Source organism: Pseudomonas sp. TWR1-1-4, from assembly GCF_049897165.1.
GTDB classification, from domain to species: Bacteria; Pseudomonadota; Gammaproteobacteria; order Pseudomonadales; family Pseudomonadaceae; genus Aquipseudomonas; species Aquipseudomonas canadensis.
This window is the reverse complement of sequence record NZ_JAFCVS010000006.1, coordinates 513,926-539,269: the sequence shown is the minus strand read 5'-3', so window position 1 is coordinate 539,269 and position 25,344 is coordinate 513,926. Positions and strand designations below refer to the sequence as shown.

The following is a 25,344-nucleotide window of genomic DNA, read 5'->3' as shown; positions in this document are numbered from 1 at the left end:
GCGGAACATGTCCCAATCGTCTATTTCCGCCGCGTCCTCGGCCAACGCTGCCCGGCGTGGCAGCGCTGCATCGCGACGTATCCTGATCGGCCTTGGCTGGCTGGTATTTGCGCTGTTCCTGCTGTTGCCGCTGTTTATCGTGGTGACCCAGGGCTTGAAGAACGGCCTCGGCGCGTTCTTCACCGCGATCCTCGAACCCGATGCGCTATCGGCGTTGAAACTCACGGTGATCGCCGTGGTGATTTCGGTGCCGCTCAACCTGGTGTTCGGCGTCAGCGCCGCCTGGTGCGTGAGCAAGTACTCGTTCCGTGGCAAAAGCATCCTGGTGACGCTCATCGATTTGCCGTTCTCGGTGTCGCCAGTGATCGCCGGTCTGGTCTATGTGCTGATGTTCGGCGCCCAGGGCTTTTTTGGGCCGTGGCTGCAGGACCATGACATCCAGATCGTGTTCGCCTTGCCCGGTATCGTGCTGGCAACCATCTTCGTCACCGTGCCCTTCGTGGCCCGTGAACTGATCCCTCTGATGCAGGAGCAGGGCACCCAGGAGGAAGAGGCCGCGCGCCTGCTCGGTGCCAACGGCTGGCAGATGTTCTGGCATGTGACCGTGCCGAACATTAAATGGGGCCTGATCTACGGCGTGGTGCTGTGTACCGCACGGGCCATGGGTGAGTTCGGCGCGGTGTCGGTGGTGTCCGGCCACATTCGCGGCGTGACCAACACCCTGCCGCTGCACGTCGAGATTCTCTACAACGAATACAACCACGTTGCCGCGTTTGCGGTGGCGAGTCTGCTGCTGATCCTGGCGCTCTTCATCCTGCTGCTCAAGCAGTGGAGCGAGAACCGTATTAATCGCCTGCGCGCCGGTGCGGCTGAGGAATAAGTCATGTCGATCGAAGTCCGTAATGTCAGCAAGAACTTCAACGCCTTCAAGGCCCTGAACAGCATCAACCTGGACATCCAGAGTGGCGAGCTGGTGGCGTTGCTTGGCCCGTCCGGCTGCGGCAAGACCACCTTGCTGCGCATCATCGCCGGCCTGGAAACCCCGGATGACGGCAGCATCGTGTTCCACGGTGAAGACGTCTCAGGCCACGACGTGCGTGATCGCAATGTCGGCTTTGTATTCCAGCACTACGCGCTGTTCCGCCACATGACCGTGTTCGACAACGTGGCGTTCGGCCTGCGCATGAAACCGAAGAACCAGCGCCCGAACGAAAGCCAGATCGCGGTCAAGGTGCACGAGCTGTTGAACATGGTGCAGCTGGATTGGTTGTCGGATCGCTACCCGGAGCAGTTGTCCGGTGGTCAGCGCCAACGTATCGCCCTGGCCCGCGCCCTGGCGGTCGAACCCAAAGTGCTGCTGCTGGACGAACCCTTCGGCGCCCTCGACGCCAAAGTGCGTAAAGAACTGCGCCGCTGGCTGGCACGCCTGCACGAAGACATTAACCTGACGTCGGTGTTCGTGACCCACGACCAGGAAGAGGCCATGGAAGTCGCCGACCGTATTGTGGTGATGAACAAGGGCGTGATCGAGCAGATCGGTTCACCGGGTGACGTCTACGAAAACCCGGCCAGCGATTTCGTTTATCACTTCCTGGGTGATTCAAACCGCCTGCACCTGGGTGAAGACAAACACGTGCTGTTCCGTCCCCACGAAGTGTCGCTGTCACGGCATGAGCTGGAAGACCACCATGCTGCTGAAGTGCGGGATATTCGCCCGCTGGGCGCGACCACGCGTGTGACGTTGAAAGTGGAAGGCCAGAGCGAGCTGATCGAAGCTGAAGTGGTGAAAGACCACGACAGCCTGACCGGCCTGGCGCGCGGCGAGACGCTGTTCTTCAAACCCAAGGTCTGGCAAAAAGCCTGAGCCTAAAACACCGCAAAACCCTTGTGGGAGCCGGGCTTGCCCGCGATGGCGGACTTTCAGTCGACAATGATGTTGGCTGGTCCACCGTCATCGCGGGCAAGCCCGGCTCCCACAGTGGATCTTCATTAATCTTCAGACCGTGGCGCGTTTTCCTCTAACGGCCACCGGGCCCGAACGCTCCTCGATCTGTTGCTTGAGGTCATGGCGCAACCCCAGCAGAAACGCCAACTCCGCCACCACAAACAACGGCCCCACGATCAGCCCCGACACGTCATCCACAAACGCCGGCTTCTTGCCTTCGTAGTAATGCCCGACGAACTGAATCACCCAACCCACCACAAACATCCCAATGCCGCTGCTGAGCCACACCATCGTGCTCTGCGCCGCCAGCACATGCCCGGCCCATACCGACAAGCCCATCAGTAGCGTCATCAACACACCCAGCGCCAGTTCCAGGCGTAGGTAAAACCACGCCGACAGCAGTGCGACGATCGCCGCTGGTGAAATCCACACCCCACCGATCGCCCATTCCGGGCGCGACAGCAGCACGGCCACCGCAACAACAATCAGTGGAATGCCGATAAAGTGGCTGGCGATATTGCGCGGGTCGCGGTGGTACGCGGCATATTGACTGAGGTGGTCGACGAGGCTTTTCATTGTTATTCCTCCTGTAGGATGTTTAATCATCTCCCGTCAGCCGGCGACTGACTGTCAACTGGGCGACAATCTCTGGAGTTCTCATGATTGCGGCAACATGGCATGCCCGATTGGCCACCGGCCAGTGGTTCAGCCACCTGCCTGTACCGCTACAGGATAGTTTGCTGGCGGCGGCTCGGCTGCGTCAGCTGACGGCGGGGCAGTACCTGTTCAGGCGCGGTGATCCGCCCTGTGGGGTGTATGCGGTATTGGAGGGGGCGGTGCGGGTCAGCGCGGTCAATGCGCAGGGCAAGGAAGCTATTCTGAGCCTGGTTGAAACGCCTTACTGGTTCGGCGAGATCTGCCTGTTCGACGGTTTGCCGCGTACCCACGACGCCTTGTCGGTTGGGCCGTGCACGCTGTTGCAGGTACCGCAATCGGCGATGCTCGAGATTCTTGACCAAAGCCCGACGTATTGGCGCGACATGGCGTTGTTGATGAGCCAGAAGTTGCGCCTGTCGCTGATCAATATCGAACAGATGAGCCTGATGCCGGCGTCGACACGTATCGCTCACCGGCTGCTGATGATTGCCGGCGGGTACGGCGAGATAGAGCATTCCCGTCGCGTCCTGCAACTGCCCCAGGAAGATCTGGCCGCGATGCTGAGCCTGTCGCGCCAGACCACCAACACTTTGCTCAAGGCGTTAGAGCAGCAGGAGATCATCAAGCTGAGTTACGGCGCGATTGAAGTGCTCGACCTGCCGCGCTTGCAGCAGGCCGCCGGGGCTGGCTAGGAACCGCGATACGTCGAAAAGCCGTAAGGGCTCAGCAGCAGCGGGATGTGGTAGTGCTGGTCGGCCTGCTTGACCTCGAATATCACCGGGACTTCCGGGAAAAACGTCTCGCGATTGGCTTTCTTGTAGTAGTCACCGGTCTTGAACACCACGCGATACTCGCCCGGCTTCATGGCTTGGTTGGCCGGGAACAGTTCGGCGATGCGCCCCTGCTGGTTGGTGACACCTTCGGACAGCGACTGCCAGTGATCGCCTACGTGTTGCTCCAGGGTGACGCTGACACCGGCAGACGGCAGGCCGTTTTCCAAGTTCAGCACATGCACGCTCAGCGGGTTGCCGGCCGCCAGGGCCAGGCTGCTCAAGCCGCTCAGGCTGAGGGCGGCGAGGGTCATAGTCAGGGTTTTCATCGAGGTTTCCTCAAGGGGTGATTGTCAGGCCAAGTTGATTGGCCGCCTTTACCGCGCACGCTTCGTCCTGCTCGGCACCGCCGGCACCGGCAATGCCAAGCGCGCCTACCAGTTCAGAGTCGGCGAACAGCGGCACGCCGCCCCCGAGCAACAGCAATTCGGACAAGCTGTTAAGGTTGGCGGCCTCGGGGTTGTTGCGCGCACGCTCGGCAAACAACCGAGTGGGGGTTTTAGTCGACAACGCCGTGTACGCTTTGCGTTGGCTGGCGATGCTGTTGTGTGGACCTACGCCGTCGGCCCGCAGGCTCAGCAACGGATTGCCGCCCCGGTCGAGTACGGTAAGTGCCGCCGTGCACTGCGCCAGGCTGGCGTCTGCCAGTTGGCGTGCGGTGTGCAAATCCAGGTCGGCGTGGCGCGGCAGCGGTGGTGCTGCCAGGACGCTGGCGCTGATGGCGAAGCTCAAGAAGAAGGCATTGCGGTACATGGGAACGGCTCCAGAAAGCAGGCCGCTACCTTAGCCAGCGGTCTCGGTCAAAAGCCGAACAATTCGATTACAGGTTTGTAATGAACCAAGAGGTAGGCATGCAGGTGTTGTTAGTGGAAGACCAGCCGAAATTGGCGCAAGTCATGGCCCAGGGCTTGAGTGAGGCCGGCTTCGCAGTGGAAGTCGCAGCCAATGGCATGGCCGCTCAGCGGTTTGTGGAAAGCACTGACTATGACTTGGTGATCCTGGATGTCATGTTGCCGGGTTTGAATGCCTGGAAGTTGCAGCAGGCGATTCGCAAGAAGGGCGAGACGCCGGTGTTGTTCTTGACGACCCCGGAAGGGATTGAGGACCGTCTGCGCGGGTTGGAACTGCATGAGGATGATTACTTGCTCAAGCCGTTTGAAGCCAAGGCCTTGGTGGTGCGGGTGAAGAAGTTGTTGCGGCGTGACCGTGGGCGCTGATTGATCCGGCATCTTCAATACCTGGACCACCGCCATCGCAGGCAAGCCAGCTCCCACATTTGGAATGCATTCCCGTGTGGGAGCCGGGCTTGCCCGCGATGGGGCCATCACGAACACCGCACATCCACCTACCGCAACCCATCCCTGAACTGCCCCGGCGTCATCCCCGTCCAGCGCTTGAACGCGCGGTTGAAACTGCTGGTATCAGCAAACCCCAGCAAATGACTGATTTCCGCCAATGAGCATTGCGGATCCCGCAAATGCAGCAACGCCAAATTCTCCCGGCACTCATTGAGCAACGCATCAAACCGGCAGCCTTCATCCGCCAGATGGCGTTGCAGGCTGCGCAGGCTCAGGTGCAGCGCCTGCGCAACCCGCTCGGCGCTGGGTTCGCCGTCGGGCAACTGCGCTTCGATCACCCGGCGGACCTTGCGCTCCCAGGTCAGCGGTTGCAGTTGGGCGAGGGTGCGCTTGAGCACGGTTTCATTGTGCTCGGCCAGTTCGGGGTTGGCGTCGTCCAGGTGGCTGTCGAAATCCTGCGCGGCGAACTCCAGGCGGTCTTCCTCAGCGCCGAAAAACACCGGCGCGCGAAACACCGTGTGCCATGGCTTGGGATCGGCCGGTTCCGGCCTTCGCAGGTACACCGCCAGCGGCGCGTATTCGCGCCCCAGGCGATTGCGACAAGTGCGCACATAGATCGCCGCAAACGCATCGATGGCCTCGGACGCTGGCGCTGGGTTTCCTGGTAGTTGCAGCAAGCGGAACCGATAGCGTTCGCCGTCGCCGCTCAGCTCCAGGCTCAAGGCATCGCTGACCACCTGGTGATACCGCACGATGCGCTCGAACACTTCCCGCAAGCTGCCACTGGCCACCAGCGCATACCCCAATGCATGAAACGTGGTGGGGCTGACGAACCGCGACACCCGCAACCCAATCGCTGGATCGCCGCTGGCCTGCACCGCCAGCTCCCACAAGCGCGTGGTGGCCGACAGCGGGTAGCGCGCATTCGGGTCGTCCATCTGCTGTGGGTCGAGCCCGGCTTGCACGCACAGCGCGGCGCTGTCGAGGCCCAGGGCGTCGAGCTGCTTGCGCAGGGCGCGGGTCCAGCTGGCAAGGGAAGTGGGTTCGGTCATGGCGATTGGCGCTTGCGGTCAACAGGTTGGCGTCCGGGGCTAGCATCCTGATTGATCGCTTGGGGCAGGATGTGAGCACCAATAAGCAAGAGGATGGAAGCATGGACGGTACTTCTGCAAGTCCCCAGCAGATGAACGCGCAACAGCGTTCGGCGCATATCCGTGAAGTGGTGCTGGCCGAAGGCGTACGTCTGCGCCAGCAGCACCCCTGGTTGCTGCATCAGGACGCGTTGGGCGCAGGCATCCTGGCGTTTGCGTTGCTCGGCATGCTGGGCTCGGCGGCGCTCTACATCACCGGGCACATGGCCTGGTGGGTGTGCCTGCTGCTCAACGCGTTCCTGGCGTCATTGACCCACGAGCTGGAACACGACCTGATCCACAGCATGTATTTTCGCAAGCAGCGCCTGCCCCACAACCTGATGATGGGCCTGGTGTGGCTGGCGCGGCCGAGCACGATCAACCCGTGGGTGCGCCGGCACCTGCATCTCAACCATCACAAGGTCTCCGGCACCGAGACCGATATGGAGGAGCGCGCGATCACTAACGGCGAGCCCTGGGGTTTCGCGCGGTTGCTGATGGTCGGCGATAACGTCATGTCGGCCTTCATCCGCATCCTGCGGGCCAAGACCTGGAAGCACAAACTCACGATCCTCAGGCGCTCGCTGCTGGTGTATGCACCGCTGGCATTGCTGCATTGGGGCGCGTGGTACGTGTTCCTTGGCTTTCATGCCGCCAATGGCATTGCCAGTCTGCTCGGTGCGCCCATCGAGTGGTCAGCCGGCACCGTGCAGATGATGCAGGTGATTGATATCGCTACCGTGGTGATCATCGGCCCTAACGTGCTGCGCACCTTTTGCCTGCACTTTGTCAGCTCCAACATGCACTACTACGGCGATGTGGAACTGGGCAATGTGATCCAGCAGACCCAGGTGTTGAACCCGTGGTGGATGTGGCCTCTGCAGGCGTTTTGCTTCAACTTCGGCAGCACCCACGGCATCCACCATTTTGTGGTGAAGGAACCGTTTTACATCCGCCAGATGACCGCCAAGGTGGCGCACAAAGTGATGGCTGAGATGGGCGTGCGCTTCAATGATTTCGGGACGTTTGCGCGGGCCAATCGGCTGGGTTTTCCACCGCCTGCAGGGTTTCGATCAGCGCCTTCGCGGCAGGCGACAAACGCACCCCAGCGCGGCTGATCACCCCGCAACGGTTGCTGAGGCTGTCCAACGCATGTGGCAGATTACGCCAATGCAGCACCTGTAATTGACCACTGGCGAATGCCTCGACGAAAGCCTCTTCGGCGCCCAGGCCGATGGCGTCGGATTGCTTCACGATGGTGGCCAATGCGGCCAATTGCTCAAGCTCGATGGCAGGCGCAAAGTCGACGCGCCCGCTGAGGTTGGCCAGCAGCTTGCGAATGCCGGGCGCGATCAGGGGGGTGGCCAGCGGGTAGCTGAACAGGTCGTTGGTGGAAAGGCTGTCCTTGGCCAGTAGCGGGTGCCCGGCGCGGCAGAAAAACACGCTGCGCCGAGGCGTCAGGGCCTGGGTCTGAAAGTTCGGGTCAGCCTCGAAGTGACGCACATCGGCGATAAAGAATTCGATCTCTTCACGGTTCAGGCTGCGTCCGAGTTTTTCCCAGTTATCCACCTGCAATGCAGTGCGCACCTTGGGGTAGGTGGAGACAAAGCGCGCCATCGTCTGGGGCACCAGGTTCACGGCGGCCACCGCATCGCTGCCGAAGCGCACTTCGCCGGCGTCGAGCTTGGTCATGCGCGTGACTTCATGGCTCAGCAACGCCGCGCCTTGCACCAGGCTCAATGCGTGTTGCAGCACCACCTGGCCTTCGGGGGTGGGACGCAGGTCTTTGTTCGCGCGGTCCACCAGCACACAGCCGAATTCCTGCTCCAGGCCTTGGATGCTGCGGCTGAATGCTGGTTGCGTGATGCCCATGGCGTCCGCCGCGCGCACGAAACTGCGGTGCTCGTTGAGCGCGATGAAGTAGCGCAGTTGGCGAAGGTCCATGGTATGCCCGGCATCCTGTAGGGGAACCGGGATTTTAAGGGTGATGCTTATTCCGTCAATGAAGCATGTTTGTTTTATCTAGATCTTAAATGCATATCTATAGAGCGGGTGCCGTGCGGTAAGTGGCGGGGCTGAATACCCGGGTCACCACCAGCATCGCGACCGCCGTCACCGTCAGCACCACCCAGGCGCTGACAAAACTGCCGGTGAGTTCACGCAGCCAGCCGGTCAGCCACGGCGAAATCGCATTGATCAAAAAGCCCACGCCCTGCACGAACGCCGCCAGTTGCCCGGCCTGGCGCGGGTCGCGGTGGTGGTCGAGGGTCAATAACAGGCTTAGGGCAAAACACGCGCCCAGGCCGAAGCCACACAGCGCCACCCACAGATGAGGAAACTGCAACGGCGCGATCAACAGGCCGAGGTAGCCAATGGTCTGGGCCAGCAGGCTGATCCACAGCAGTGGCCGCCGATCGATCCCGCGTTGTGCCAGCACCGGCATCAACAGCGCGGCGATGACCTGAAAGATCGTCATGAAGGCCAGCAATGAACCACTGGGCAACACGCCCCAACCCAGTTGCTGATAGTAGGCCGGCAGCCACGCCACCATGCTCATGTAGCCGCAATTGACCAGGCCGAAGTACAGCGCCAGCAGCCACGCACGGCGATTGCGCAGGCCCTTGAAGGCGGGGATGACATTCGCGCTTTTTCCCGCACCCAGGGGCAACCAGGCCCACAACATCAATGCGGCCAATGCCGGCAGCAACCACACACCGAGCCCGGCTTCCCACCGCTGAAAATGCGTGGCCACTACTGGGCTGAGCAGCGCCGCCAGCCCACCACCGGCCATCAGCGAGGCTGAGTAAACCCCCATCGCCACCGGCACGCGGTGATGAAATTCGCGCTTGATCATCGCCGGCACCAATGCCTGGATTAACGCGACACCGGCCCCACCGAGCAATGCGGTCACCAGCAGTGTCGAGCCCTGGCCCATCAGCCAGCGGGCCAGGCACGCCAGCAGGATCATCATCAAGCCCAGGGCAATGCCACGCCGCTCACCGAGTTGCGCTTCAACACGCACGCCCACCAGTGCCACCAGGCCCATGCACACCACGGGCAGGCTGGTGAGCAAGGCACTGCTCTGGAAACTCAAGCCGGTGGCCAGGCGAATCTCGCCGAGCAACGGGCTGATGGAGCTGAGGATCGGCCGCAGATTGAGGCCGAGGACCACCAACAGGCCCCAGCCGGCGAGGGATTTATTCAGGGGCATGCAGGTTTTTCCAGTGCTGGTACAGCGTAGTCATGGCCGCATCAGGCAGATGCTGGATCGGCAGGCGCTGCTCACTCACTGGCAGGCCCACCTGCTGCCCGATCGCCGCCGTGGACAGGCCAAAGGGCTCGGCCATTTCGTTGCTGGCTGCAAATACCACCCGTTCCACACCGCACAGGTACATGGCACTCAGGCACATGGGGCAAGGTTGGCCGCTGGCGTAGATGACGCAACCGTCCAGGCGCGCGCCGAGCTGCTGGCTTGCTGCGCGGATTGCCAGCAGTTCGGCGTGGGCGGTGGGGTCTTGGGTCAAGTGGATTTCATTCACGGCCTCCACCAGCACTTCGCCGTTGCGCGTCAACACGGCGCCAAAGGGCCGGCCACCGCTGGCGACGTTGGCCTGGGCCAGTCGGATGGCGCGTTGCAGGTGCGGGTGATCGTCGGTCATGGGAACCCCTCTGGGCAGGATGGAGGGTGAAGTATGGGCAGCCGCCGAGGTATTCTGAAATTAAATATAACCATGCTAACCAGTGGCAAATGGAATGGTGAGTGCCATGTTCGACCCCGTGTTGTTGCGCAGTTTTGTCGCCGTGGTGGATTGCGGCAATTTCACCCGCGCCGCCGAGCGCCTGCACCTGACCCAGTCCACCGTCAGCCAGCAGATCCGTCGCCTTGAAGACGCGGTAGCGTGCCAGTTGCTGGACCGCGATCAGCGTCGGGTGGTGGCGACCGCTGAGGGCGAGCGCCTGCTGGCCTATGCGCGGCGCATCCTCGCGCTGCATGAAGAAGCCGCCGATGTGTTGATCAACCAGCAAAGCGACGGTGTGCTGCGCCTCGGTGTGCCGGAGGACTTTGCCGCCGAGCGCCTGATGCCGCTGCTTTCGTCGTTTGTGCAGGCCTATCCCCGGGTGCGCCTGGAGGTCACCAGTGGCCTTGGCCCCGAGTTGCAGCGCCAGTACCGCAGCGGTGAGTTCGACGTATTGTTGGTCAAGCAGATGGGTGACAGCGATGACTGCCAGGCCTCGTGGCCGGAGCCGTTGTGCTGGGTCGACAGCCGCAGCACGCCGTCGTTGGGGCGCGACCCATTGCCGTTGGTGGCATTTCCGGTGGGCGGCCTGTATCGCAATGAAATGCTGCAACACCTGGAAGTGGGCGGCTGGCGCTGGCGCATTGGTTACTCCAGCGCGAGCCTGGCCAGTGTGTGTTCCGCGGTGGCGGCGGGGCTGGGTATCAGTTTGTTGCCCCGTCGAGTCGTGCAGGACGGGCATGTCGTGCTGGGTTCGGACAGCGGTTTGCCGAAGGTCCAAGGCGTGCGGTTGGCGTTGTACGGCCGCACTGGCTTGGGCGCGGCGGGGCAGAGCCTGCAACGGCAATTGCTCGATTTGTGCGCAAACAGCCCTGCTTGACCCATGCCTTTACTGAATATTTTTTATGCCTGAAAGGCATTCAAATGTGGTGCCTCGGCGCCAGGCCACGTAGGACGTGGGTTGGCCATTTCAGGACCTTTCATATATTCAATTTAGATCTATGTATAACTTTAAAGATTACTTTAAGCGATAAGTGTCTGGCCCCGATGATTCAGCCCTCGACGGCCTCCCATGCAGGCCTGTCGGTTTTTTTGTTTCAAAACCGTAGGGAGTGAATCAATGGGCAATGTCCAGACCGCCGCCAGTGCACGCGAGGCGCAATGGCGCCAGGCACCGAGCGGTGAGTTGGTCGACCTTGGCCGGCCGCACCGCGCGCCGTTGGGGCAGCTGCGAACGCAGAAAACTCCAAAGCGTTTCTCTAGCCGTCGCGAAGGGATCCTGCTCGGTTTGCTGGTGCTGGCCTTGCACGGTGCGGTCATCTACTGGGTGAGCCAGAAGCCGACCCCGGTGTTGCCGATCGTGCCGCCGGAAATCCCACCGATGACCATCGAATTTTCCCAGCCGGCGCCGCCGGTGGTGGAACCGCCACCGCCCGTGCCGCCGCCACCGCCACCTGTGGTCGAGCCACCGCCGCCGGTCGTGGATGAATTGGCCGCCAAGCCAGCCCCACCCAAACCGATTCCAAAACCCAAGCCGAAGCCGGTTCCAAAGCCTGAGCCCAAGCCTGCACCGAAGCCGGTCGAGCAACCGCCTGCGCCACCCACGCCAGCCCCACCGGCCCCCGCGCCCGTTGCTCCGCCTGCGCCGGCGCCGGTAACGCCTGCTTCGGCCAACGCCGCGTACCTGAAGAACCCGGCACCGGAATACCCGTCACTGGCTCAACGACGCGGCTGGGAAGGCACGGTGTTGCTCAGGGTGCATGTCCTGGCCAGTGGCAAGCCGGGCGAAATCCAGGTCCAGAAAAGCAGCGGTCGCCAGCAACTCGACGACGCCGCGTTGTCAGCGGTGAAGCGTTGGAGTTTCGTACCGGCCAAGCAGGGCGATGTGGCCCAGGACGGCTGGGTCAGCGTCCCGATCGATTTCAAGATTCACTAACTATTCGGCTGCGGTGTGTTGCACACGCCGCGACCTGCACAGAGGGAAAACATCATGGCATTAGCATCTCCACTTGAATCCATCGAAAGCGCGGTGATCTGGCTGCTGGTGGTCTTTTCGGTCGCCACCTGGGGCCTGGCCCTGCTCAAGGGCGTGCAGTTCGGTCGCCTCAAGGCGCAGGATCGCAAGTTCCACAAACAGTTCTGGGCGGCGTCGAGTCTCGACTCGGCTGCCGAGCTGGCCGAAACCCAGCCGGGCGCCGCTGCCCGCGTGGCCCAGGCCGGTTATGCCGCGATTCAGGTGGGCGAAACCCCGCACGCGGCGGACCTGAGCCAGGCGATTAACCACCAGGACCGCCTCGAACGCGCCCTGCGTCAGCAGATCGTGCGTGAGCGCCGCTCCCTGGAAACCGGCCTGGCCGTGGTTGCCAGTATCGGCAGCACTTCGCCGTTCATCGGTCTGTTCGGCACCGTGTGGGGCATCATGGAAGCCCTCAAGGGCATCAGCGCCGCCGGTTCCGCCAGCCTTGAAACCGTGGCTGGCCCGATTGGCGCGGCATTGGTCGCCACCGGTGTGGGTATCGCCGTCGCGGTGCCTGCGGTGCTGGTCTACAACTATTTCCTGCGTCGCCTGAAGCTGACGGCTGCGGACCTGGACGACTTTGCCCACGACTTCTACAGCCTGGCGCAGAAAAATTCCTTCCGTGTGCTGCTGCACCCGACCCTGAACAAAACCACTGCCAGTAACCCGCAAAAAGTGAAGGAGGCGTCCTGAGATGGCCTTTTCCACGCAAGACAGCGATGAGGTACTGAGCGAGATCAACGTCACGCCGCTGGTGGACGTGATGCTGGTGCTGCTGGTGGTGTTTATCGTCACCGCGCCGTTGCTGACCAACGCGATCCCGATCAACTTGCCCAAGACTGAGGCGGTCGCGCCGGTGGAGCAGAAGGACCCACTGGTGGTGAGCATCGACGGTGCCGGCAAACTGTTTATCAACAAGGACGAAATCCAGCCGGACCTGCTGGAGTTCAACCTGCAGGCGGCCAAGGCCAAGGACCCCGATGTGCGGGTGCAACTGCAGGCTGACGATGGCGTGAACTACGGCGAAGTGGCGCGAGCCATGGCGTCTATCGAACGCGCGGGCATTACCAAGCTGTCGGTGATTACCGCTCGTTAAGTTACACAAGCCTCGACAATTTTTTGGCCGTCTCCTTGGCAGGGTGCGGCCTTTTTTTTTATGTAAAACCCATATGCATTTTTGGTTATTAATAAATAGCTTCTTATTCCTTAACGAATATAACACCCGTCCCTATACTGTTCAGCAACGTTAAACGCTGCAGGAGGGCACACCCATGCACAGCGAGTCGATTCGTTATCTGATCGTGCCGGGCTGGCAAGGATCGCCAGAAGATCATTGGCAAAGTCACTGGCAGAACAGCCTGCCCAATAGCGCCCGCGTGGAGCAGGCCGACTGGCTGACCCCGCGTCGCGAAGACTGGGTCGCCGCGCTGGCCGAGGCCATTGCGGCCGACAGCACGCCAGTGATCCTGATCGCCCATAGCCTGGGCTGCATCACCGTGGCGCACTGGGCGGCCACTGCACCGGTGCAGTTTCTGCGTCAGGTACGCGGCGCCTTGCTGGTGGCGCCGGCCGATGTCGAGCGTCCTGCTTGCTCTCCGGCATTGCGTAATTTCGCGCCGATCCCGACCGATCTGTTGCCGTTTCCCAGTCAGGTGGTCAGTTCCGATAACGACAGTGCCGTCAGCGCACCACGGGCCTTGGAATTGGCGCGTAACTGGGGGGCCGAAGCGGGCATTCTCTCCGGTGCTGGCCATATCAATGTCAAGTCCGGCCACCAACGCTGGGAGCAGGGATTTGCCTACCTGTACCGCCTGCAAAGTCGCCTTGAGCATCACGCCCGGCGCACTGCCTGAACATTTTTCAACGCCCCGTCCCTTAAGTGGATTTGGGGCGGGAGCCTGCCATGAGTCTGCATGAAACCTACGGTCAGCCCTTGCTGACCTTTCCCGACGCGGAAAAAAGCCCGCTGAGTATCCGCGCCAAGGCGCTGGTGTTTGTCGATCCCCGTTCGCGCCAATTGCGCGAAGACCTCGAGAGCCTCGCGCCGCGCGCCTTGCCCGTATTGATTCGTGGCGAAACCGGTAGTGGTAAAGAGTTGCTGGCGCGGCATATCCATCGTGGCAGCGACCGTACCGGCTTGTTTGTCTCGGTCAATTGCGGTGCGATCAGCCCGACCTACGCCGATGCTGAATTGTTCGGCTACGCCGCCGGTAGCCACAGTGGTGCAGCCAGCAGCCGGGCCGGTTGGTTCGGTTCGGCGAATGGGGGCACCTTGTATCTGGATGAGATTGGCGATTTGCCGTTGCCGATCCAGGTAAAACTGTTGGCCGCGCTGGAAAACCACGAAGTCACCCGTGTCGGTGCCCATCAGCCGAGCCCGGTGGATGTGCGCCTGGTCGCCGCCACCAGCATCGACCTGGCTCAGGCCGTGGCGGCCGGCAAGTTCCATGAGCGCCTGTTCCACTATCTGAGCGAAGGTCGGTTGGATTTGCCGGCGCTGCGCGAGCGGGTCGGTGACATCTTGTCCCTGGCCGAATACTTCCTGGGCATCTACAGTCAGCGCCTGGACCTGCCGGTGCCGCTGATCAGCGATGCCGCGCAGCGTGTGCTGGAACACCACAGCTGGCCGGGCAATACCCGTGAGCTGGAAAACGTCATTCACTTCGCGTTGCTGGTGAGCAGCGGCGACGAGATCCTGCCCGAGCATTTGAACCTGCCGGTCGCAGGTTCGCCGTTGGAACAGGTGCAGCGCATTTTCCAGAGTGCCAGCCCCGCCGAGCAGGAAACGCTGCGTAAATTCCTACATGAACAAAATGGAATATCAACGTGAATAAAAGATATTGTTCGGGAATAAAAAATCTAGGTATTGTCCCCTCCACGCCGCGATAGCACTTCGCTGGCACACCTCATAAAAAACGGTCGTCAGAGACGCCCCGGAATTTCGATAAGGACACTGCATGAAAAAGGTTCTGTTGTTTACCGCACTGGCGGCTGCCCTGACTGCAAGCTTCGCCCAGGCCAACGAGAAACTGGTGGTGGCCGCCACCCCGATCCCGCACGCCGAGATCCTCGAACTGGTCAAGCCTACCCTCGCCAAAGAAGGCGTGGACCTGGAAATCAAAGTCTTCACCGACTACGTACAGCCCAACGTACAGGTTGCCGAGAAACGCCTGGACGCCAACTACTTCCAGACCCTGCCGTACCTGGAAAACTTCAACAAGGGCAAGGGTACCAACCTAGTGACTGTGGTCGGCGTGCACGTTGAACCCTTCGGCGGCTACTCGAAAAAGATCAAGAAAATTGAAGATCTGAAAGATGGCGCCACCGTGGCCATCCCGAACGAAGGCTCCAACAGCGGCCGCGCCCTGTTGCTGCTGCAGAAAGCTGGTGTGATCACCCTGAAAGACCCGACCAACGCCCTGGCCACGCCAAAAGACATCAAGGACAACCCCAAGCACCTGAAATTCAAGGAGCTGGAATCGGCCCTGCTGCCACGCGTGCTGGACCAGGTTGACCTGGACCTGATCAACACCAACTACGCCCTGGAAGCTGGCCTGAACCCAGCCAAGGACGCGCTGATCATCGAAGACGCCAAGTCGCCATACGTGAACTTCTTGGTGGCTCGTCCGGACAACAAGGACAGCGATGCTATCCAGAAACTGTCCAAGGCCCTGACCAGCCCGGAAGTCAAAGCGTTCATCGAGAAGAAGTACAACGGCGCGGTAGTGCCTGCGTTCTGATGTAACCCAAACCCCCTTCAAGGTTTGAACGCCGACGGCTGTTACAGCGTCGGCGTTTTTTTATGCTCGGCATTGGAATGCGGTTAAAACTGTGGGAGCTGGCTTGCCTGCGATGGCGGTTTGTCAGCTAATGGCGTGCTGGCTGATCCACCGCTATCGCAGGCAAGCCAGCTCCCACCTTTGTCGGCGGTGTATTTTAGAGAGCGCGGCTGTTGATAGCCCGCCGCAGCGCCACCAACCATTTCACCAGCTCCTGCGGATCAATCGGTTTCACTTCTTTCATGGTTCGATCCCTCGAATCTCAGACCCTCCAACCATAGCTGTCACCCGTCAAACCCGCGAATCCGGGGGTTATCTTTTTGGGTGATATCAATATGCTATTTAGGTATTTAAATTTTCTTTTTTATACCTTTAAAGTTCGCGCTACCCGGCGTTACCCATGCCGGATCGGATTGCGCTCGCTGCATTACCCTTGCGGCGTCATGGACTGGAAATGACCTTCGATTTCGCTTTTATCCTCAGCACGCTCCCGGCGTTTCTGAAAGCCGTGGGCGTGACGCTGCAAGTCGGTCTGATCGCCATTGCCACCTCGTTACTGGTGGCGCTGATCAACGCGGCGCTGCTGGTGTTTCGCATGCCGTACCTGTCGCGCCTGGTGGCGCTCTATGTGGAGCTGGCGCGCAACACGCCGCTGTTGATCCAGCTGTTCTTCGTGTACTTCGCGCTGCCGGCCCTGGGTTTCAATATCTCCGGGTTCTGGGCGGCGATCATCACCATGACCTTCCTTGGCGGCGCCTACCTCACCGAAGTGTTGCGTGCGGGCGTGGAGGCCGTGCCGCTGGCGCAGATCGAGTCGGGCAAGTCCATCGGCCTGTCCGACTGGCAACTGCTGCGCCATGTGATCCTGCCTCAGGCCGGCATCCTCAGCCTGCCGGCGTTGTTCGCCAATTTCATCTTCCTGCTCAAGGAGACCACCGTGGTTTCCGCCGTGGCGGTGCCGGAGATTCTCTACACCACCAAGAGCTACATCGCCCTCTACTACAAGACCTACGAAATGCTCGCCGTGCTGACGTTGATCTGCGTGTTGCTGTTCTTGCCGCTGTCGCTGTTGCTCAGCCGCCTGGAAAGGAGGCTCCAGCATGGCCAGTTCGGGTCTTGAGTTGCTGTGGGTGTCGTTGCCGCAACTGGGCAAGGGCGCTGCGCAAACCCTGTCGATCTCGTTCTTGAGCATCGCGTTCAGCACCATCGGCGGCGTGTTGTATGGCGTGCTGCGGACGTTGAACAAACGGTTGATCAACGCGGTGCTGCGGGTGTACCTGGAGCTGTTCCGCGCGATCCCGGTGTTGGTGTGGTTGTACCTGCTGTTTTTCGGGCTGCCGATTTTCTTCGGCCTGAGCATTCCGAGTTTCTGGTGTGCGGTGCTGGTGCTGTCACTGTGGGGCGCCAGCGAGGTGGGCGAAGTGGTGCGCGGTGCCTTGCATTCGCTGCCACGCGGGCAACGTGAAGCGGGGTTGTCGATTGGTCTCTCGGACCCGCAGCTCTACGGTTACGTGCTGCTGCCCCAAGCCCTGAAACGCATGACGCCGCCGACCATCAACGTCTACACACGCATCATCAAGACCAGCTCCCTGGCGGTGCTGATCGGCGTGGTGGACGTGATCAAGGTCGGCCAGCAAATCATCGAACGCACCTATGAGTCTGTATTGATCTACGGCGTGCTGTTCCTGTTTTTCTTCTTTATCTGCTACCCGTTGTCGGCCGCCTCCAAGGTGCTGGAACGGCGCTGGGCCCAAGCATGAGTGCATTGATCGAGTTCCAGGGTTTCAACAAATTCTTCGGCGAGGCGCAGGTGCTCAAGGGCATCGACCTGAGCGTGCAAAGCGGCGAAGTGCTAGTGATCCTTGGCCCCAGCGGCTGCGGCAAAAGCACCTTGCTGCGTTGCCTCAACGGCCTGGAAGTGGCGCATAGCGGCAGCCTGCGGTTTGCCGGCAAAGAACTTTTGGACAAACACACCGACTGGCGCCAGGTGCGTCAGGACATCGGCATGGTGTTCCAGAGCTACCACCTGTTCCCGCACATGAGCGTGCTCGACAACATTCTGCTCGGCCCACTGAAAGTGCAAAAGCGCGACCCGCGCGAAGCCCGCGAACAGGCCGAGAAACTGTTGGAACGCGTGGGCTTGGCCGACAAGCGCGACGCCTTCCCGCGCCAGCTGTCCGGTGGCCAACAGCAACGCATCGCTATCGTCCGCTCGTTGTGCATGAACCCTCAGGTCATGCTGTTTGACGAAGTCACCGCAGCCCTCGACCCGGAAATGGTCAAGGAAGTGCTGGAAGTGATCCAGGGCCTGGCCCGCGATGGCATGACCTTGCTGATCGTTACCCACGAAATGGCTTTCGCCCGCGCCGTCGCCGACCGCGTGGTGTTCATGGAGGCCGGTCGCATCCTCGAACAAAACACCCCTGAGGCATTCTTTACGAACCCGCAAACCGCACGCGCGCAGCAGTTCCTGGAGAAGTTCTCCTTTGTTTCAACACTGCCCAAGAAAACCAAGGAACTGGAGCTGATATGAAAAAGTTACTGCTGCCACTGTTTGCCGTCGCTCTGCTGGCCGGCTGCGATAAAAAGGCCGAAGAGCCTGTAAAACCTGCCGCTGTCAGTTACATCGATAAGATCAAGGCCCGTGACAAACTGATCGTCGGTGTCTTCACCGACAAACCGCCGTTTGGTTTTGTGAACGAAGCTGGCCGTTACGTAGGCTTCGATACCGACATCGGTCGCCAATTCGCCAAAGACCTGCTGGGCGATGAAAACAAGGTCGAGTTCGTTGCCGTCGAGCCGGCCAGCCGTATTCCGTTCCTGCAAAGCGATAAGGTCGACCTGATCCTCGCCAACATGACCGTGACCCCTGAACGCAAGGAAGCAGTCGACTTCACCAACCCCAACCTGAAAGTCGCGGTGCAGGCCCTGGTACCAAACGACAGCGCGGTAAAAAGCCTGGATGACCTGGCCACCCGCACCACCATCGTCACCACCGGCACCACCGCCGATATCTGGCTGACCAAGAACCACCCGGACTGGAAACTGCTCAAGTTCGAGAAAAACTCCGAGTCGTTGCAAGCGCTGTCCGCCGGCCGTGGTGATGCCTATGCCCAGGACAACCTTGTGCTGTTCAGCTGGGCCAAGCAGAACCCGGGCTACCGTGTGCTGGAAGAAAAGCTGGGTGATGAAGCGCCGATTGCACCCGCGGTGAAGAAGGGCAACATCGAACTGCGCGACTGGGTGAATGCCGAGCTGGCCAAGTTGGGCGAGGAGAAATTCCTGCTCAAGCTGTACGACCAGTATGTGCGTAAAGAGCTGAGCGATGACACCAAGCCGGAAAGTGTGATTGTTGAAGGCGGGAAGTGGCAGGGCTGATTCAGCTATCGCCGGCAAGCCGGCTCCTAAAGGTCACCGTAGTCCTTGTAGGAGCCGGCTTGCCGGCGATGAGGCCCTCCCAGTCACCGGCTATTGCGGCCAATGCCACGCCGGCGCGTCCAGAATCCCTTGCCCAACTATCCGCGTCTCCCCCAACACCTTCTCCAACACAATCGAATTGCACCCCTCATCCTGCTGCAACGCCGCAATCAAGCGGCTGGCATGGGACACCACCCACACCTGGCACTGTTGGGATGCCTGGATGATCAAGCGCGCCAACGCCGGTAGCAGGTCCGGGTGCAGGCTGGTCTCCGGTTCGTTCAGTACCATCATGGTCGGTGGGCGAGGTGTGAGCAGCGCCGCGATCAGCAGTAAATAACGCAAAGTCCCGTCCGACAGCTCCGCCGCCGACAATGGCCGCAGCAAACCTTCCTGATAAAACTCAATCGCAAAGCGCCCGCCTTGTAACGGCTCGATATTCAGGCGTGCGCCGGGGAAAGCGTCACTGACTGCGCGCTGCAATGCCTCGGGATCGCCGATTTCACGAATGGTCTGTAACGCCGCCGCCAGGTCGCGCCCGTCGTGATGTAGCACTGGCGTGCGTGTGCCCAGTTGAGGTTGGCGCACCGGCGCGTCGACATCGCTGCGAAAGTGATCATAAAAGCGCCAGCCACGGATGCTTTCGCGCAGCAGCAACACCTCCGGCGAACCGCGCAGGCTGCCAACCTGATCAAACAGGCTGTGGTAGTTCGGCGTGTGCTGGGCCAGCACATCCCAGGCGCGGCCCTCACGCGCCCGCACCATCGGCCCGGAACGCTGCACCAGCAGGCTGGCCGGGCGGTAGATAGGGCCGGCCCAGATGCATTCCTTCTTCACTTCCGGGTCCAGCGAGAAATAGGACAGCGTTTTTTCCGGCAGCCCCAGGGAAATGGCGTAGCTGAAATCTTCCCCGGCAAAGCCCAGGCGCAAGCGTTTGACGTCCTGACGCACGATGGGCTCGACCGGCACCTCACCGCTGCGCATGCGCCGGCTGATGGTCTCCGGCCCGGCCCAGAAGGTCGAATCCAGCCCACCCTCACGGGCCAGCGCATTGATCACTCCGCCCTGGGCGGTTTCCGCCAGCAGGCGCAGGGCGCGGTACAAGTTGGACTTGCCGCTGCCATTGGGGCCGGTGACCAGGTTGAGTCGGCCCAGGGGCACTACCAATTTATTGATCGAGCGGTAATTGGCCACCGCGAGGGTCTTGAGCATGGGCATTCAGTCGGCGTGGGAACCATTGGAGTATGGGAGCCTCCATGCAGATAAGGAACCCTGAACTAAGCTCACAGTCGCATACACACTGGCACGTCGGCATCACGCACAAGGAGCCTGCATGGGCGGTCGCATTTGCACCTGTATTTTCGGAATTGGCCTACTCGCGCTGCTGAGCGGCTGTGGCGAGGAAAAGGCTGAGCCCAAGCAGCACTCGCGGGTATTCGTGCAGACCGTGCAGCCGGCGGATTTTGCCGCAGCAGTCACGTTGACCGGCGATATCCAGGCCCGTGTGCAAACCGATCTGTCCTTCCGTGTGGGCGGCAAGATCATCCAGCGCATGGTGGACGTGGGCGATCGCGTCAGCGCCAAGCAAGTGCTGGCCAAGCTCGATCCCAAAGACTTGCAGACCAACGTCGATTCCGCCCAGGCCCAGGTCGTGGCCGAGCAAGCGCGGGTCAAACAGACGGCCGCCGCCTTCGTGCGCCAGGAAAAGCTCCTGCCCAAGGGCTACACCAGCCGCAGCGAATACGATTCCGCCCAGGCCGCGTTGCGCAGCAGCCAAAGTGCCCTGGCCGCCGCCCAGGCCCAACTGGCCAACGCCCGCGAACAGCTCGGCTATACCGCGCTGATCGCTGAAGCGCCGGGAGTGATTACCGCGCGCCAGGCAGAAGTCGGCCAGGTAGTGCAGGCCACCGTGCCGATCTTCAGCCTGGCGCGCGATGGCGAGCGCGATGCGGTGTTCAACGTCTATGAGTCGCTGCTGGTGGAGCCGCCGCCGGAGGCGCCGATCACCGTCAGCCTCTTGGATAACCCGAGCATCAAGGCCGTGGGCAAGGTGCGTGAAGTCACGCCTGCCGTGGCGGCCAACACGGGTACCGTGCAGGTGAAGATCGCCCTGCAAGCGCTGCCCAAGGGCATGGAGTTGGGTTCTGTAGTGAGCGCTACCGCCAACGGCCCGGCCAAGGCCAGTATTGAATTGCCTTGGGCCGCGCTCACCAAGGACCTCAGCGAGCCTGCCGTATGGCTGATCGACAGCGACGGCAAGGCGCAATTGCACAAAGTCACCGTGGCGCGCTACCTCACCGGCAAAGTCATCATTGGCGATGGCCTAAAGGGCGGCGAAAAAGTCGTGGTGGCTGGCGGGCAATTGCTGCACCCCGGCATGATCGTCGAGATCGCCCAGCAAGGAGCCCAGCCATGAAGCGCCTGATGGTGTTACTCGCCGCCAGCCTGTTGCTGGTGGCTTGTTCGAAGGAAGAGCCGCCACCCGAACCGGTGCGCCCCGTGCTGTCCATGGAAGTGAAAGCCGAGGACCAGGAAAACCTCGGCCGTTTCGCCGGCACCATCCAGGCCCGTTATGAAAGCAACCTGGGTTTCCGTGTGCCAGGCCGCATTGCCCGCCGCGCCGTGGATGTGGGCGCCGAGGTGGAGAAGGGCGCCTTGCTCGCCGTCCTCGACCCTACCGATCAACAGAACCAGCTGCGCGCAGCCCAGGGCGACCTGGCCCGCGTCCAGGCGCAATTCATCAACGCCCAGGCCAACGCCCGGCGCCAGCAGGAACTGTTCAACCGGGGCGTCGGCGCCCAGGCCCAATTAGATATTGCCCAGACCGACCTGAAAACCACCCAGGCCTCTCTCGACCAGGCGCAAGCGTCCGTCAACCAAGCCAAGGACCAACTCAACTACGCCGAACTGCGCACCGACCACGCCGGCATCGTCACGGCCTGGAATGCCGAGGCCGGCCAGGTAGTCAGCGCCGGCCAGCAAGTAGTGACCCTGGCCCGCCCGGACATCAAGGAAGCGGTGATCGACCTGCCCGCCGGCCTGGCCGAGCGCCTGCCCCATGACGTGGTGTTCCTGGTCGCCGGGCAATTGGACCCCAGCGTCAACACCACCGCCATCGTGCGCGAGATCGAACCCCAGGCCCAGAGCGCCACACGCACCCGTCGTGCGCGCCTGACCTTGGCCGAAACACCGCTCGCGTTCCGTCTTGGCACGGCGATCAGCGTGACCTTGAGCACCGCCATCGCGCCGCGCATCGAAGTGCCCCTAAGTGCCTTGCAGGAGGTCGACGGCAAGACCCGCATCTGGCTGCTCGACACCCAAAGCCAGACCGTGCAACCGCGCGACATCACGGTGATCAGCCGTGACGCCAGCAGCGCCTTGCTCAACGGCGGCGTCAAACCCGGCGAGCGTATTGTCACCGCCGGCGTGAACAGCCTGAAGCCTGGGCAAAAAGTCAAAATCGACGAGGACAGCCCGCGATGAAAGGGAGCTTCAACTTATCCGACTGGGCCCTCAAGCATCAGTCCTTCGTCTGGTACCTGATGTTCGTCGCGCTGTTGATGGGCGTGTTCTCGTACATGAACCTGGGTCGCGAGGAAGACCCTTCGTTCACCATCAAGACCATGGTGATCCAGACCCGCTGGCCGGGTGCGACCCAGGAAGAAACCCTCAAGCAGGTCACCGACCGCATCGAGAAAAAACTCGAAGAGCTCGACTCCCTCGACTACGTGAAAAGCTACACCCGGCCGGGCGAGTCCACGGTGTTCGTGTTCCTCAAGGACACCACCAGTGCCAAGGCCATCCCCGAGATCTGGTACCAGGTCCGCAAGAAGATCGACGACATTCGCGGCACCTTCCCCCAGGGTTTGCAGGGGCCGTCGTTCAACGATGAGTTCGGTGACGTGTTCGGCTCGGTGTACGCCTTTACCGGCGACGGCCTGTCGATGCGTCAGTTGCGTGACTATGTGGAGCAGGTGCGCGCCGAGATCCGTTCGGTACCGGGGCTGGGCAAGGTCGAGATGATCGGCCAACAGGACGAAGTGATTTACCTGAACTTCTCCACGCGCAAACTGGCGGCCCTGGGGATTGACCAGCGCCAGGTCGTGCAGAGCCTGCAATCGCAGAACGCGGTGACGCCGGCCGGTGTGATCGAGGCCGGGCCGGAGCGCATTTCGGTGCGCACGTCGGGGCAGTTCGCCTCGGAAAAGGACCTGGCCAACGTCAACCTGCGGCTCAACGACCGCTTCTATCGCCTGGCGGACATTGCCGACATTAGTCGAGGCTATGTCGACCCGGCGCGGCCGATGTTCCGCTTCAACGGCAAGCCGGCAATCGGCCTGGCGATTGCCATGCAGAAGGGCGGCAATATCCAGTCGTTCGGCAAGGCCCTGCACACGCGAATGGACGAACTGACCGCCGACCTGCCGGTGGGCGTCGGCGTGCACAAGGTGTCCGATCAGGCAGAAGTGGTGGAAGAGGCTGTCGGCGGCTTTACCAGTGCGCTGTTCGAAGCGGTGATCATCGTGCTGGTGGTGAGCTTCATCAGCCTCGGTATGCGTGCCGGGCTGGTGGTGGCGTGCTCGATTCCGTTGGTGCTGGCGCTGGTATTCGTGTTCATGGAATACAGCGGCATCACCATGCAGCGGGTGTCGTTGGGCGCGTTGATCATCGCCCTCGGCCTGTTGGTGGATGACGCGATGATCACCGTCGAGATGATGATCACGCGTCTGGAAAAAGGCGAAACCAAGGAGCAGGCGGCGACCTACGCCTACACCTCCACGGCGTTCCCGATGCTCACCGGTACCCTGGTGACGGTCGCCGGTTTTGTGCCGATCGGTCTCAATGCCAGCTCGGCGGGCGAGTACACCTTCACCCTGTTCGCGGTGATTGCCGTGGCGATGCTGGTGTCGTGGGTGGTGGCGGTGCTGTTTGCGCCGGTGATCGGCGTGCATATCCTCAGTGCCAACGTGAAGCCTCACGATGCTGAGCCGGGGCGGATTGGCCGGGCGTTCAATGGCGGCATGCTGTGGGCCATGCGTAACCGTTGGTGGGCGATTGGCATCACCGTGGCGCTGTTTGTGGGGTCGGTGTTTTCCATGCAGTTCGTGCAGAACCAATTCTTCCCGTCATCGGACCGCCCGGAAATCCTGGTTGACCTGAACCTGCCGCAAAACGCCTCGATCAACGAGACGCGCAAGGCCGTCGACCGCCTGGAAGCGATCATCAAGGACGACCCGGACATTGCACGCTGGAGCACCTACATTGGCCAGGGCGCGATCCGGTTCTACCTGCCCCTCGACCAGCAACTGGAAAACCCCTACTACGCGCAGTTGGTCATCGTGAGCAAGGGCCTGGAAGAGCGCGGCGAATTGATCGCGCGCCTGCAAAAGCGCCTGCGCGATGACTTCGTCGGCATTGGCAGCTTTGTGCAGCCGCTGGAAATGGGCCCTCCGGTAGGTAGGCCGATTCAGTATCGCGTGTCGGGCAAAGACACCGATCAAGTGCGCAAACACGCCATCGAATTGGCGACCTTGCTGGACAAGAACACCCACCTGGGCGAGATCATCTACGACTGGAACGAGCCGGGCAAAGTGCTGCGTATCGACATCGCCCAGGACAAGGCGCGGCAACTGGGGCTGTCGTCGGAAGACGTGGCGCAGTTGATGAACAGCGTGGTCAGCGGTGCCTCGGTGACTCAGGTACACGACGATATCTACCTGATCAACGTGGTCGGCCGTGCCGAAGATGCCGAGCGCGGTACGCCGGAAACCTTGCAGAACCTGCAGATCGTCACGCCTAACGGCACCTCGATTCCGCTGCTGGCGTTCGCCACGGTGCGCTATGAGCTGGAGCAGCCTTTGGTGTGGCGTCGCGACCGTAAACCGACGATCACCATCAAGGCGTCGGTGCGTGATGAGATGCAGCCGACGGACCTGGTGAAACAGCTCAAGCCGGAGATCGACCAATTCAGCGCTGGCTTGCCGGTGGGTTACAAGGTCGCCACCGGCGGCACTGTGGAAGAAAGCGGCAAGGCCCAGGGCCCGATTGCCAGCGTGGTGCCATTGATGCTGTTCCTCATGGCGACCTTCCTGATGATCCAGCTGCACAGCGTGCAGAAGATGTTCCTGGTGGCGAGTGTCGCACCGCTCGGTTTGATTGGCGTGGTGTTGGCGCTTATCCCCACCGGCACGCCCATGGGCTTTGTGGCGATCCTGGGGATCCTGGCGCTGATCGGCATCATCATCCGTAACTCGGTGATTCTGGTGACGCAAATTCATGAGTACGAAGTGGCGGGCTATACGCCGTGGGATGCGGTGGTGGAAGCCACCGAGCATCGACGCCGGCCGATCCTGCTGACGGCGGCAGCGGCGAGCCTGGGCATGATCCCCATCGCCCGTGAGGTGTTCTGGGGGCCGATGGCCTACGCGATGATTGGCGGGATCATCATTGCGACGTTGTTAACACTTTTGTTTTTGCCTGCGCTGTATGTGGCTTGGTACAAGATCCGCGAGCCCAAACACGAACAGAGCTGAA

The 25,344-nt window shown here is 61.4% G+C and carries 27 protein-coding genes; 19 read left to right on the top strand and 8 right to left on the bottom strand.

Features of this window, described 5'->3' with window-relative positions:
- Positions 1-7 precede the first annotated feature (7 nt).
- Together cysW and ACP7C6_RS21660 are read left to right on the top strand one after the other, a co-directional pair.
- Positions 8-880 (top strand): sulfate ABC transporter permease subunit CysW, encoded by an 873-nt coding sequence (cysW, locus tag ACP7C6_RS21665; protein ID WP_010214166.1) that lies wholly within the window; start codon positions 8-10, stop codon positions 878-880.
- A gap of 3 nt (positions 881-883) precedes the next feature.
- Positions 884-1,864 (top strand): sulfate/molybdate ABC transporter ATP-binding protein, encoded by a 981-nt coding sequence (locus tag ACP7C6_RS21660; protein WP_028615256.1) that lies wholly within the window; start codon positions 884-886, stop codon positions 1,862-1,864.
- 132 nt (positions 1,865-1,996) lie between these two features.
- Here ACP7C6_RS21660 and ACP7C6_RS21655 read toward each other — a convergent pair whose 3' ends face one another.
- Positions 1,997-2,521 carry a DUF962 domain-containing protein gene (locus ACP7C6_RS21655; RefSeq protein ID WP_426109218.1) on the bottom strand — a complete coding sequence of 175 codons (525 nt, stop codon included), beginning with the start codon at positions 2,519-2,521 and terminating at the stop codon, positions 1,997-1,999.
- An 83-nt stretch (positions 2,522-2,604) separates the two neighbouring features.
- Here ACP7C6_RS21655 and ACP7C6_RS21650 point away from each other — a divergent pair, with 83 nt between their 5' ends.
- Entirely contained in the window at positions 2,605-3,294 is a 690-nt protein-coding gene (locus ACP7C6_RS21650; RefSeq protein ID WP_426109217.1) for a Crp/Fnr family transcriptional regulator, read from the top strand.
- Here ACP7C6_RS21650 and uraH read toward each other — a convergent pair.
- Both uraH and ACP7C6_RS21640 read right to left on the bottom strand, forming a co-directional pair.
- Positions 3,291-3,701 carry a hydroxyisourate hydrolase gene (gene uraH, locus ACP7C6_RS21645; RefSeq protein ID WP_028615259.1) on the bottom strand — a complete coding sequence of 137 codons (411 nt, stop codon included), beginning with the start codon at positions 3,699-3,701 and terminating at the stop codon, positions 3,291-3,293. The two genes, ACP7C6_RS21650 and uraH, sit on opposite strands and share 4 nt — an antisense overlap.
- Before the next feature lie 10 nt (positions 3,702-3,711).
- Positions 3,712-4,185, bottom strand: coding sequence for a GlcG/HbpS family heme-binding protein (locus ACP7C6_RS21640; RefSeq protein WP_028615260.1), 474 nt, complete (start codon positions 4,183-4,185; stop codon positions 3,712-3,714).
- A gap of 98 nt (positions 4,186-4,283) precedes the next feature.
- Here ACP7C6_RS21640 and ACP7C6_RS21635 point away from each other — a divergent pair, with 98 nt between their 5' ends.
- On the top strand, positions 4,284-4,649 hold the full coding sequence (locus tag ACP7C6_RS21635) for a response regulator (RefSeq protein WP_028615261.1): 366 nt from the start codon (positions 4,284-4,286) through the stop codon (positions 4,647-4,649).
- A 128-nt stretch (positions 4,650-4,777) separates the two neighbouring features.
- Here the strand turns inward: ACP7C6_RS21635 and ACP7C6_RS21630 are convergent, their stop codons facing one another.
- Positions 4,778-5,782, bottom strand: a complete 1,005-nt coding sequence (locus ACP7C6_RS21630; protein ID WP_426109216.1) for an AraC family transcriptional regulator — start codon at positions 5,780-5,782, stop codon at positions 4,778-4,780.
- A 101-nt stretch (positions 5,783-5,883) separates the two neighbouring features.
- Here ACP7C6_RS21630 and ACP7C6_RS21625 point away from each other — a divergent pair, with 101 nt between their 5' ends.
- Positions 5,884-6,978 carry a fatty acid desaturase gene (locus ACP7C6_RS21625; RefSeq protein ID WP_236317836.1) on the top strand — a complete coding sequence of 365 codons (1,095 nt, stop codon included), beginning with the start codon at positions 5,884-5,886 and terminating at the stop codon, positions 6,976-6,978.
- On the opposite strand, the gene ACP7C6_RS21620 is transcribed toward ACP7C6_RS21625, so the two are convergent.
- From ACP7C6_RS21620 to ACP7C6_RS21610, 3 genes are all read right to left on the bottom strand, one after another.
- The gene (locus ACP7C6_RS21620) at positions 6,869-7,804 is read right to left on the bottom strand and encodes a LysR family transcriptional regulator (RefSeq protein WP_122554713.1); all 936 of its coding nucleotides are present in this window, start codon (positions 7,802-7,804) and stop codon (positions 6,869-6,871) included. The two genes, ACP7C6_RS21625 and ACP7C6_RS21620, sit on opposite strands and share 110 nt — an antisense overlap.
- Before the next feature lie 97 nt (positions 7,805-7,901).
- On the bottom strand, positions 7,902-9,071 hold the full coding sequence (locus tag ACP7C6_RS21615) for a CynX/NimT family MFS transporter (protein WP_323988629.1): 1,170 nt from the start codon (positions 9,069-9,071) through the stop codon (positions 7,902-7,904).
- Positions 9,058-9,519, bottom strand: a complete 462-nt coding sequence (locus ACP7C6_RS21610) for a nucleoside deaminase (protein WP_426109215.1) — start codon at positions 9,517-9,519, stop codon at positions 9,058-9,060. Before ACP7C6_RS21610 ends, ACP7C6_RS21615 begins: the two co-directional genes overlap by 14 nt.
- A 106-nt stretch (positions 9,520-9,625) precedes the next feature.
- Between ACP7C6_RS21610 and ACP7C6_RS21605 the strand changes: the two genes are divergently transcribed.
- The 11 genes from ACP7C6_RS21605 to ACP7C6_RS21555 all read left to right on the top strand — a co-directional run bounded on the left by ACP7C6_RS21605 (position 9,626) and on the right by ACP7C6_RS21555 (position 18,771).
- Entirely contained in the window at positions 9,626-10,477 is an 852-nt protein-coding gene (locus tag ACP7C6_RS21605; RefSeq protein ID WP_099491454.1) for a LysR family transcriptional regulator, read from the top strand.
- A 240-nt stretch (positions 10,478-10,717) separates the two neighbouring features.
- A complete protein-coding gene (locus tag ACP7C6_RS21600; RefSeq protein WP_426109214.1) occupies positions 10,718-11,533 on the top strand; it encodes an energy transducer TonB in 816 nt (271 codons plus the stop codon).
- A gap of 51 nt (positions 11,534-11,584) precedes the next feature.
- Positions 11,585-12,307 carry a MotA/TolQ/ExbB proton channel family protein gene (locus tag ACP7C6_RS21595; protein WP_099491561.1) on the top strand — a complete coding sequence of 241 codons (723 nt, stop codon included), beginning with the start codon at positions 11,585-11,587 and terminating at the stop codon, positions 12,305-12,307.
- Position 12,308: 1 nt separating this feature from the next.
- Positions 12,309-12,710, top strand: coding sequence for an ExbD/TolR family protein (locus ACP7C6_RS21590; protein ID WP_010565408.1), 402 nt, complete (start codon positions 12,309-12,311; stop codon positions 12,708-12,710).
- 175 nt (positions 12,711-12,885) lie between these two features.
- Positions 12,886-13,467 carry an alpha/beta hydrolase gene (locus ACP7C6_RS21585; protein WP_016975008.1) on the top strand — a complete coding sequence of 194 codons (582 nt, stop codon included), beginning with the start codon at positions 12,886-12,888 and terminating at the stop codon, positions 13,465-13,467.
- 50 nt (positions 13,468-13,517) lie between these two features.
- The gene (locus ACP7C6_RS21580) at positions 13,518-14,444 is read left to right on the top strand and encodes a sigma 54-interacting transcriptional regulator (protein ID WP_028615271.1); all 927 of its coding nucleotides are present in this window, start codon (positions 13,518-13,520) and stop codon (positions 14,442-14,444) included.
- A gap of 127 nt (positions 14,445-14,571) precedes the next feature.
- Positions 14,572-15,354 (top strand): MetQ/NlpA family ABC transporter substrate-binding protein, encoded by a 783-nt coding sequence (locus ACP7C6_RS21575; RefSeq protein ID WP_122685646.1) that lies wholly within the window; start codon positions 14,572-14,574, stop codon positions 15,352-15,354.
- Between the two features lie 493 nt (positions 15,355-15,847).
- Complete coding sequence (locus ACP7C6_RS21570; RefSeq protein WP_016975005.1) at positions 15,848-16,513, top strand: amino acid ABC transporter permease; 666 nt, start codon at positions 15,848-15,850, stop codon at positions 16,511-16,513.
- Positions 16,494-17,153, top strand: a complete 660-nt coding sequence (locus ACP7C6_RS21565) for an amino acid ABC transporter permease (protein ID WP_028615274.1) — start codon at positions 16,494-16,496, stop codon at positions 17,151-17,153. Before ACP7C6_RS21570 ends, ACP7C6_RS21565 begins: the two co-directional genes overlap by 20 nt.
- On the top strand, positions 17,150-17,926 hold the full coding sequence (locus tag ACP7C6_RS21560) for an amino acid ABC transporter ATP-binding protein (RefSeq protein WP_068937730.1): 777 nt from the start codon (positions 17,150-17,152) through the stop codon (positions 17,924-17,926). The genes ACP7C6_RS21565 and ACP7C6_RS21560 overlap by 4 nt, the downstream gene beginning before the upstream one ends.
- On the top strand, positions 17,923-18,771 hold the full coding sequence (locus ACP7C6_RS21555; protein ID WP_071493188.1) for a transporter substrate-binding domain-containing protein: 849 nt from the start codon (positions 17,923-17,925) through the stop codon (positions 18,769-18,771). The genes ACP7C6_RS21560 and ACP7C6_RS21555 overlap by 4 nt, the downstream gene beginning before the upstream one ends.
- A 90-nt stretch (positions 18,772-18,861) precedes the next feature.
- Here ACP7C6_RS21555 and ACP7C6_RS21550 read toward each other — a convergent pair whose 3' ends face one another.
- Positions 18,862-20,022: an AAA family ATPase gene (locus ACP7C6_RS21550; RefSeq protein WP_068937753.1), complete on the bottom strand. Its 1,161-nt coding sequence runs from the start codon at positions 20,020-20,022 to the stop codon at positions 18,862-18,864.
- A 121-nt stretch (positions 20,023-20,143) separates the two neighbouring features.
- Between ACP7C6_RS21550 and ACP7C6_RS21545 the strand changes: the two genes are divergently transcribed.
- Genes ACP7C6_RS21545 through ACP7C6_RS21535 form a run of 3 tightly spaced genes read left to right on the top strand, consistent with a single transcriptional unit; the run spans position 20,144 to position 25,343 of the window.
- Entirely contained in the window at positions 20,144-21,226 is a 1,083-nt protein-coding gene (locus tag ACP7C6_RS21545) for an efflux RND transporter periplasmic adaptor subunit (protein ID WP_028615278.1), read from the top strand.
- Entirely contained in the window at positions 21,223-22,293 is a 1,071-nt protein-coding gene (locus ACP7C6_RS21540; protein ID WP_426109213.1) for an efflux RND transporter periplasmic adaptor subunit, read from the top strand. Before ACP7C6_RS21545 ends, ACP7C6_RS21540 begins: the two co-directional genes overlap by 4 nt.
- Complete coding sequence (locus ACP7C6_RS21535) at positions 22,290-25,343, top strand: efflux RND transporter permease subunit (protein ID WP_305383381.1); 3,054 nt, start codon at positions 22,290-22,292, stop codon at positions 25,341-25,343. Before ACP7C6_RS21540 ends, ACP7C6_RS21535 begins: the two co-directional genes overlap by 4 nt.
- Position 25,344: the final 1 nt, after the last annotated feature.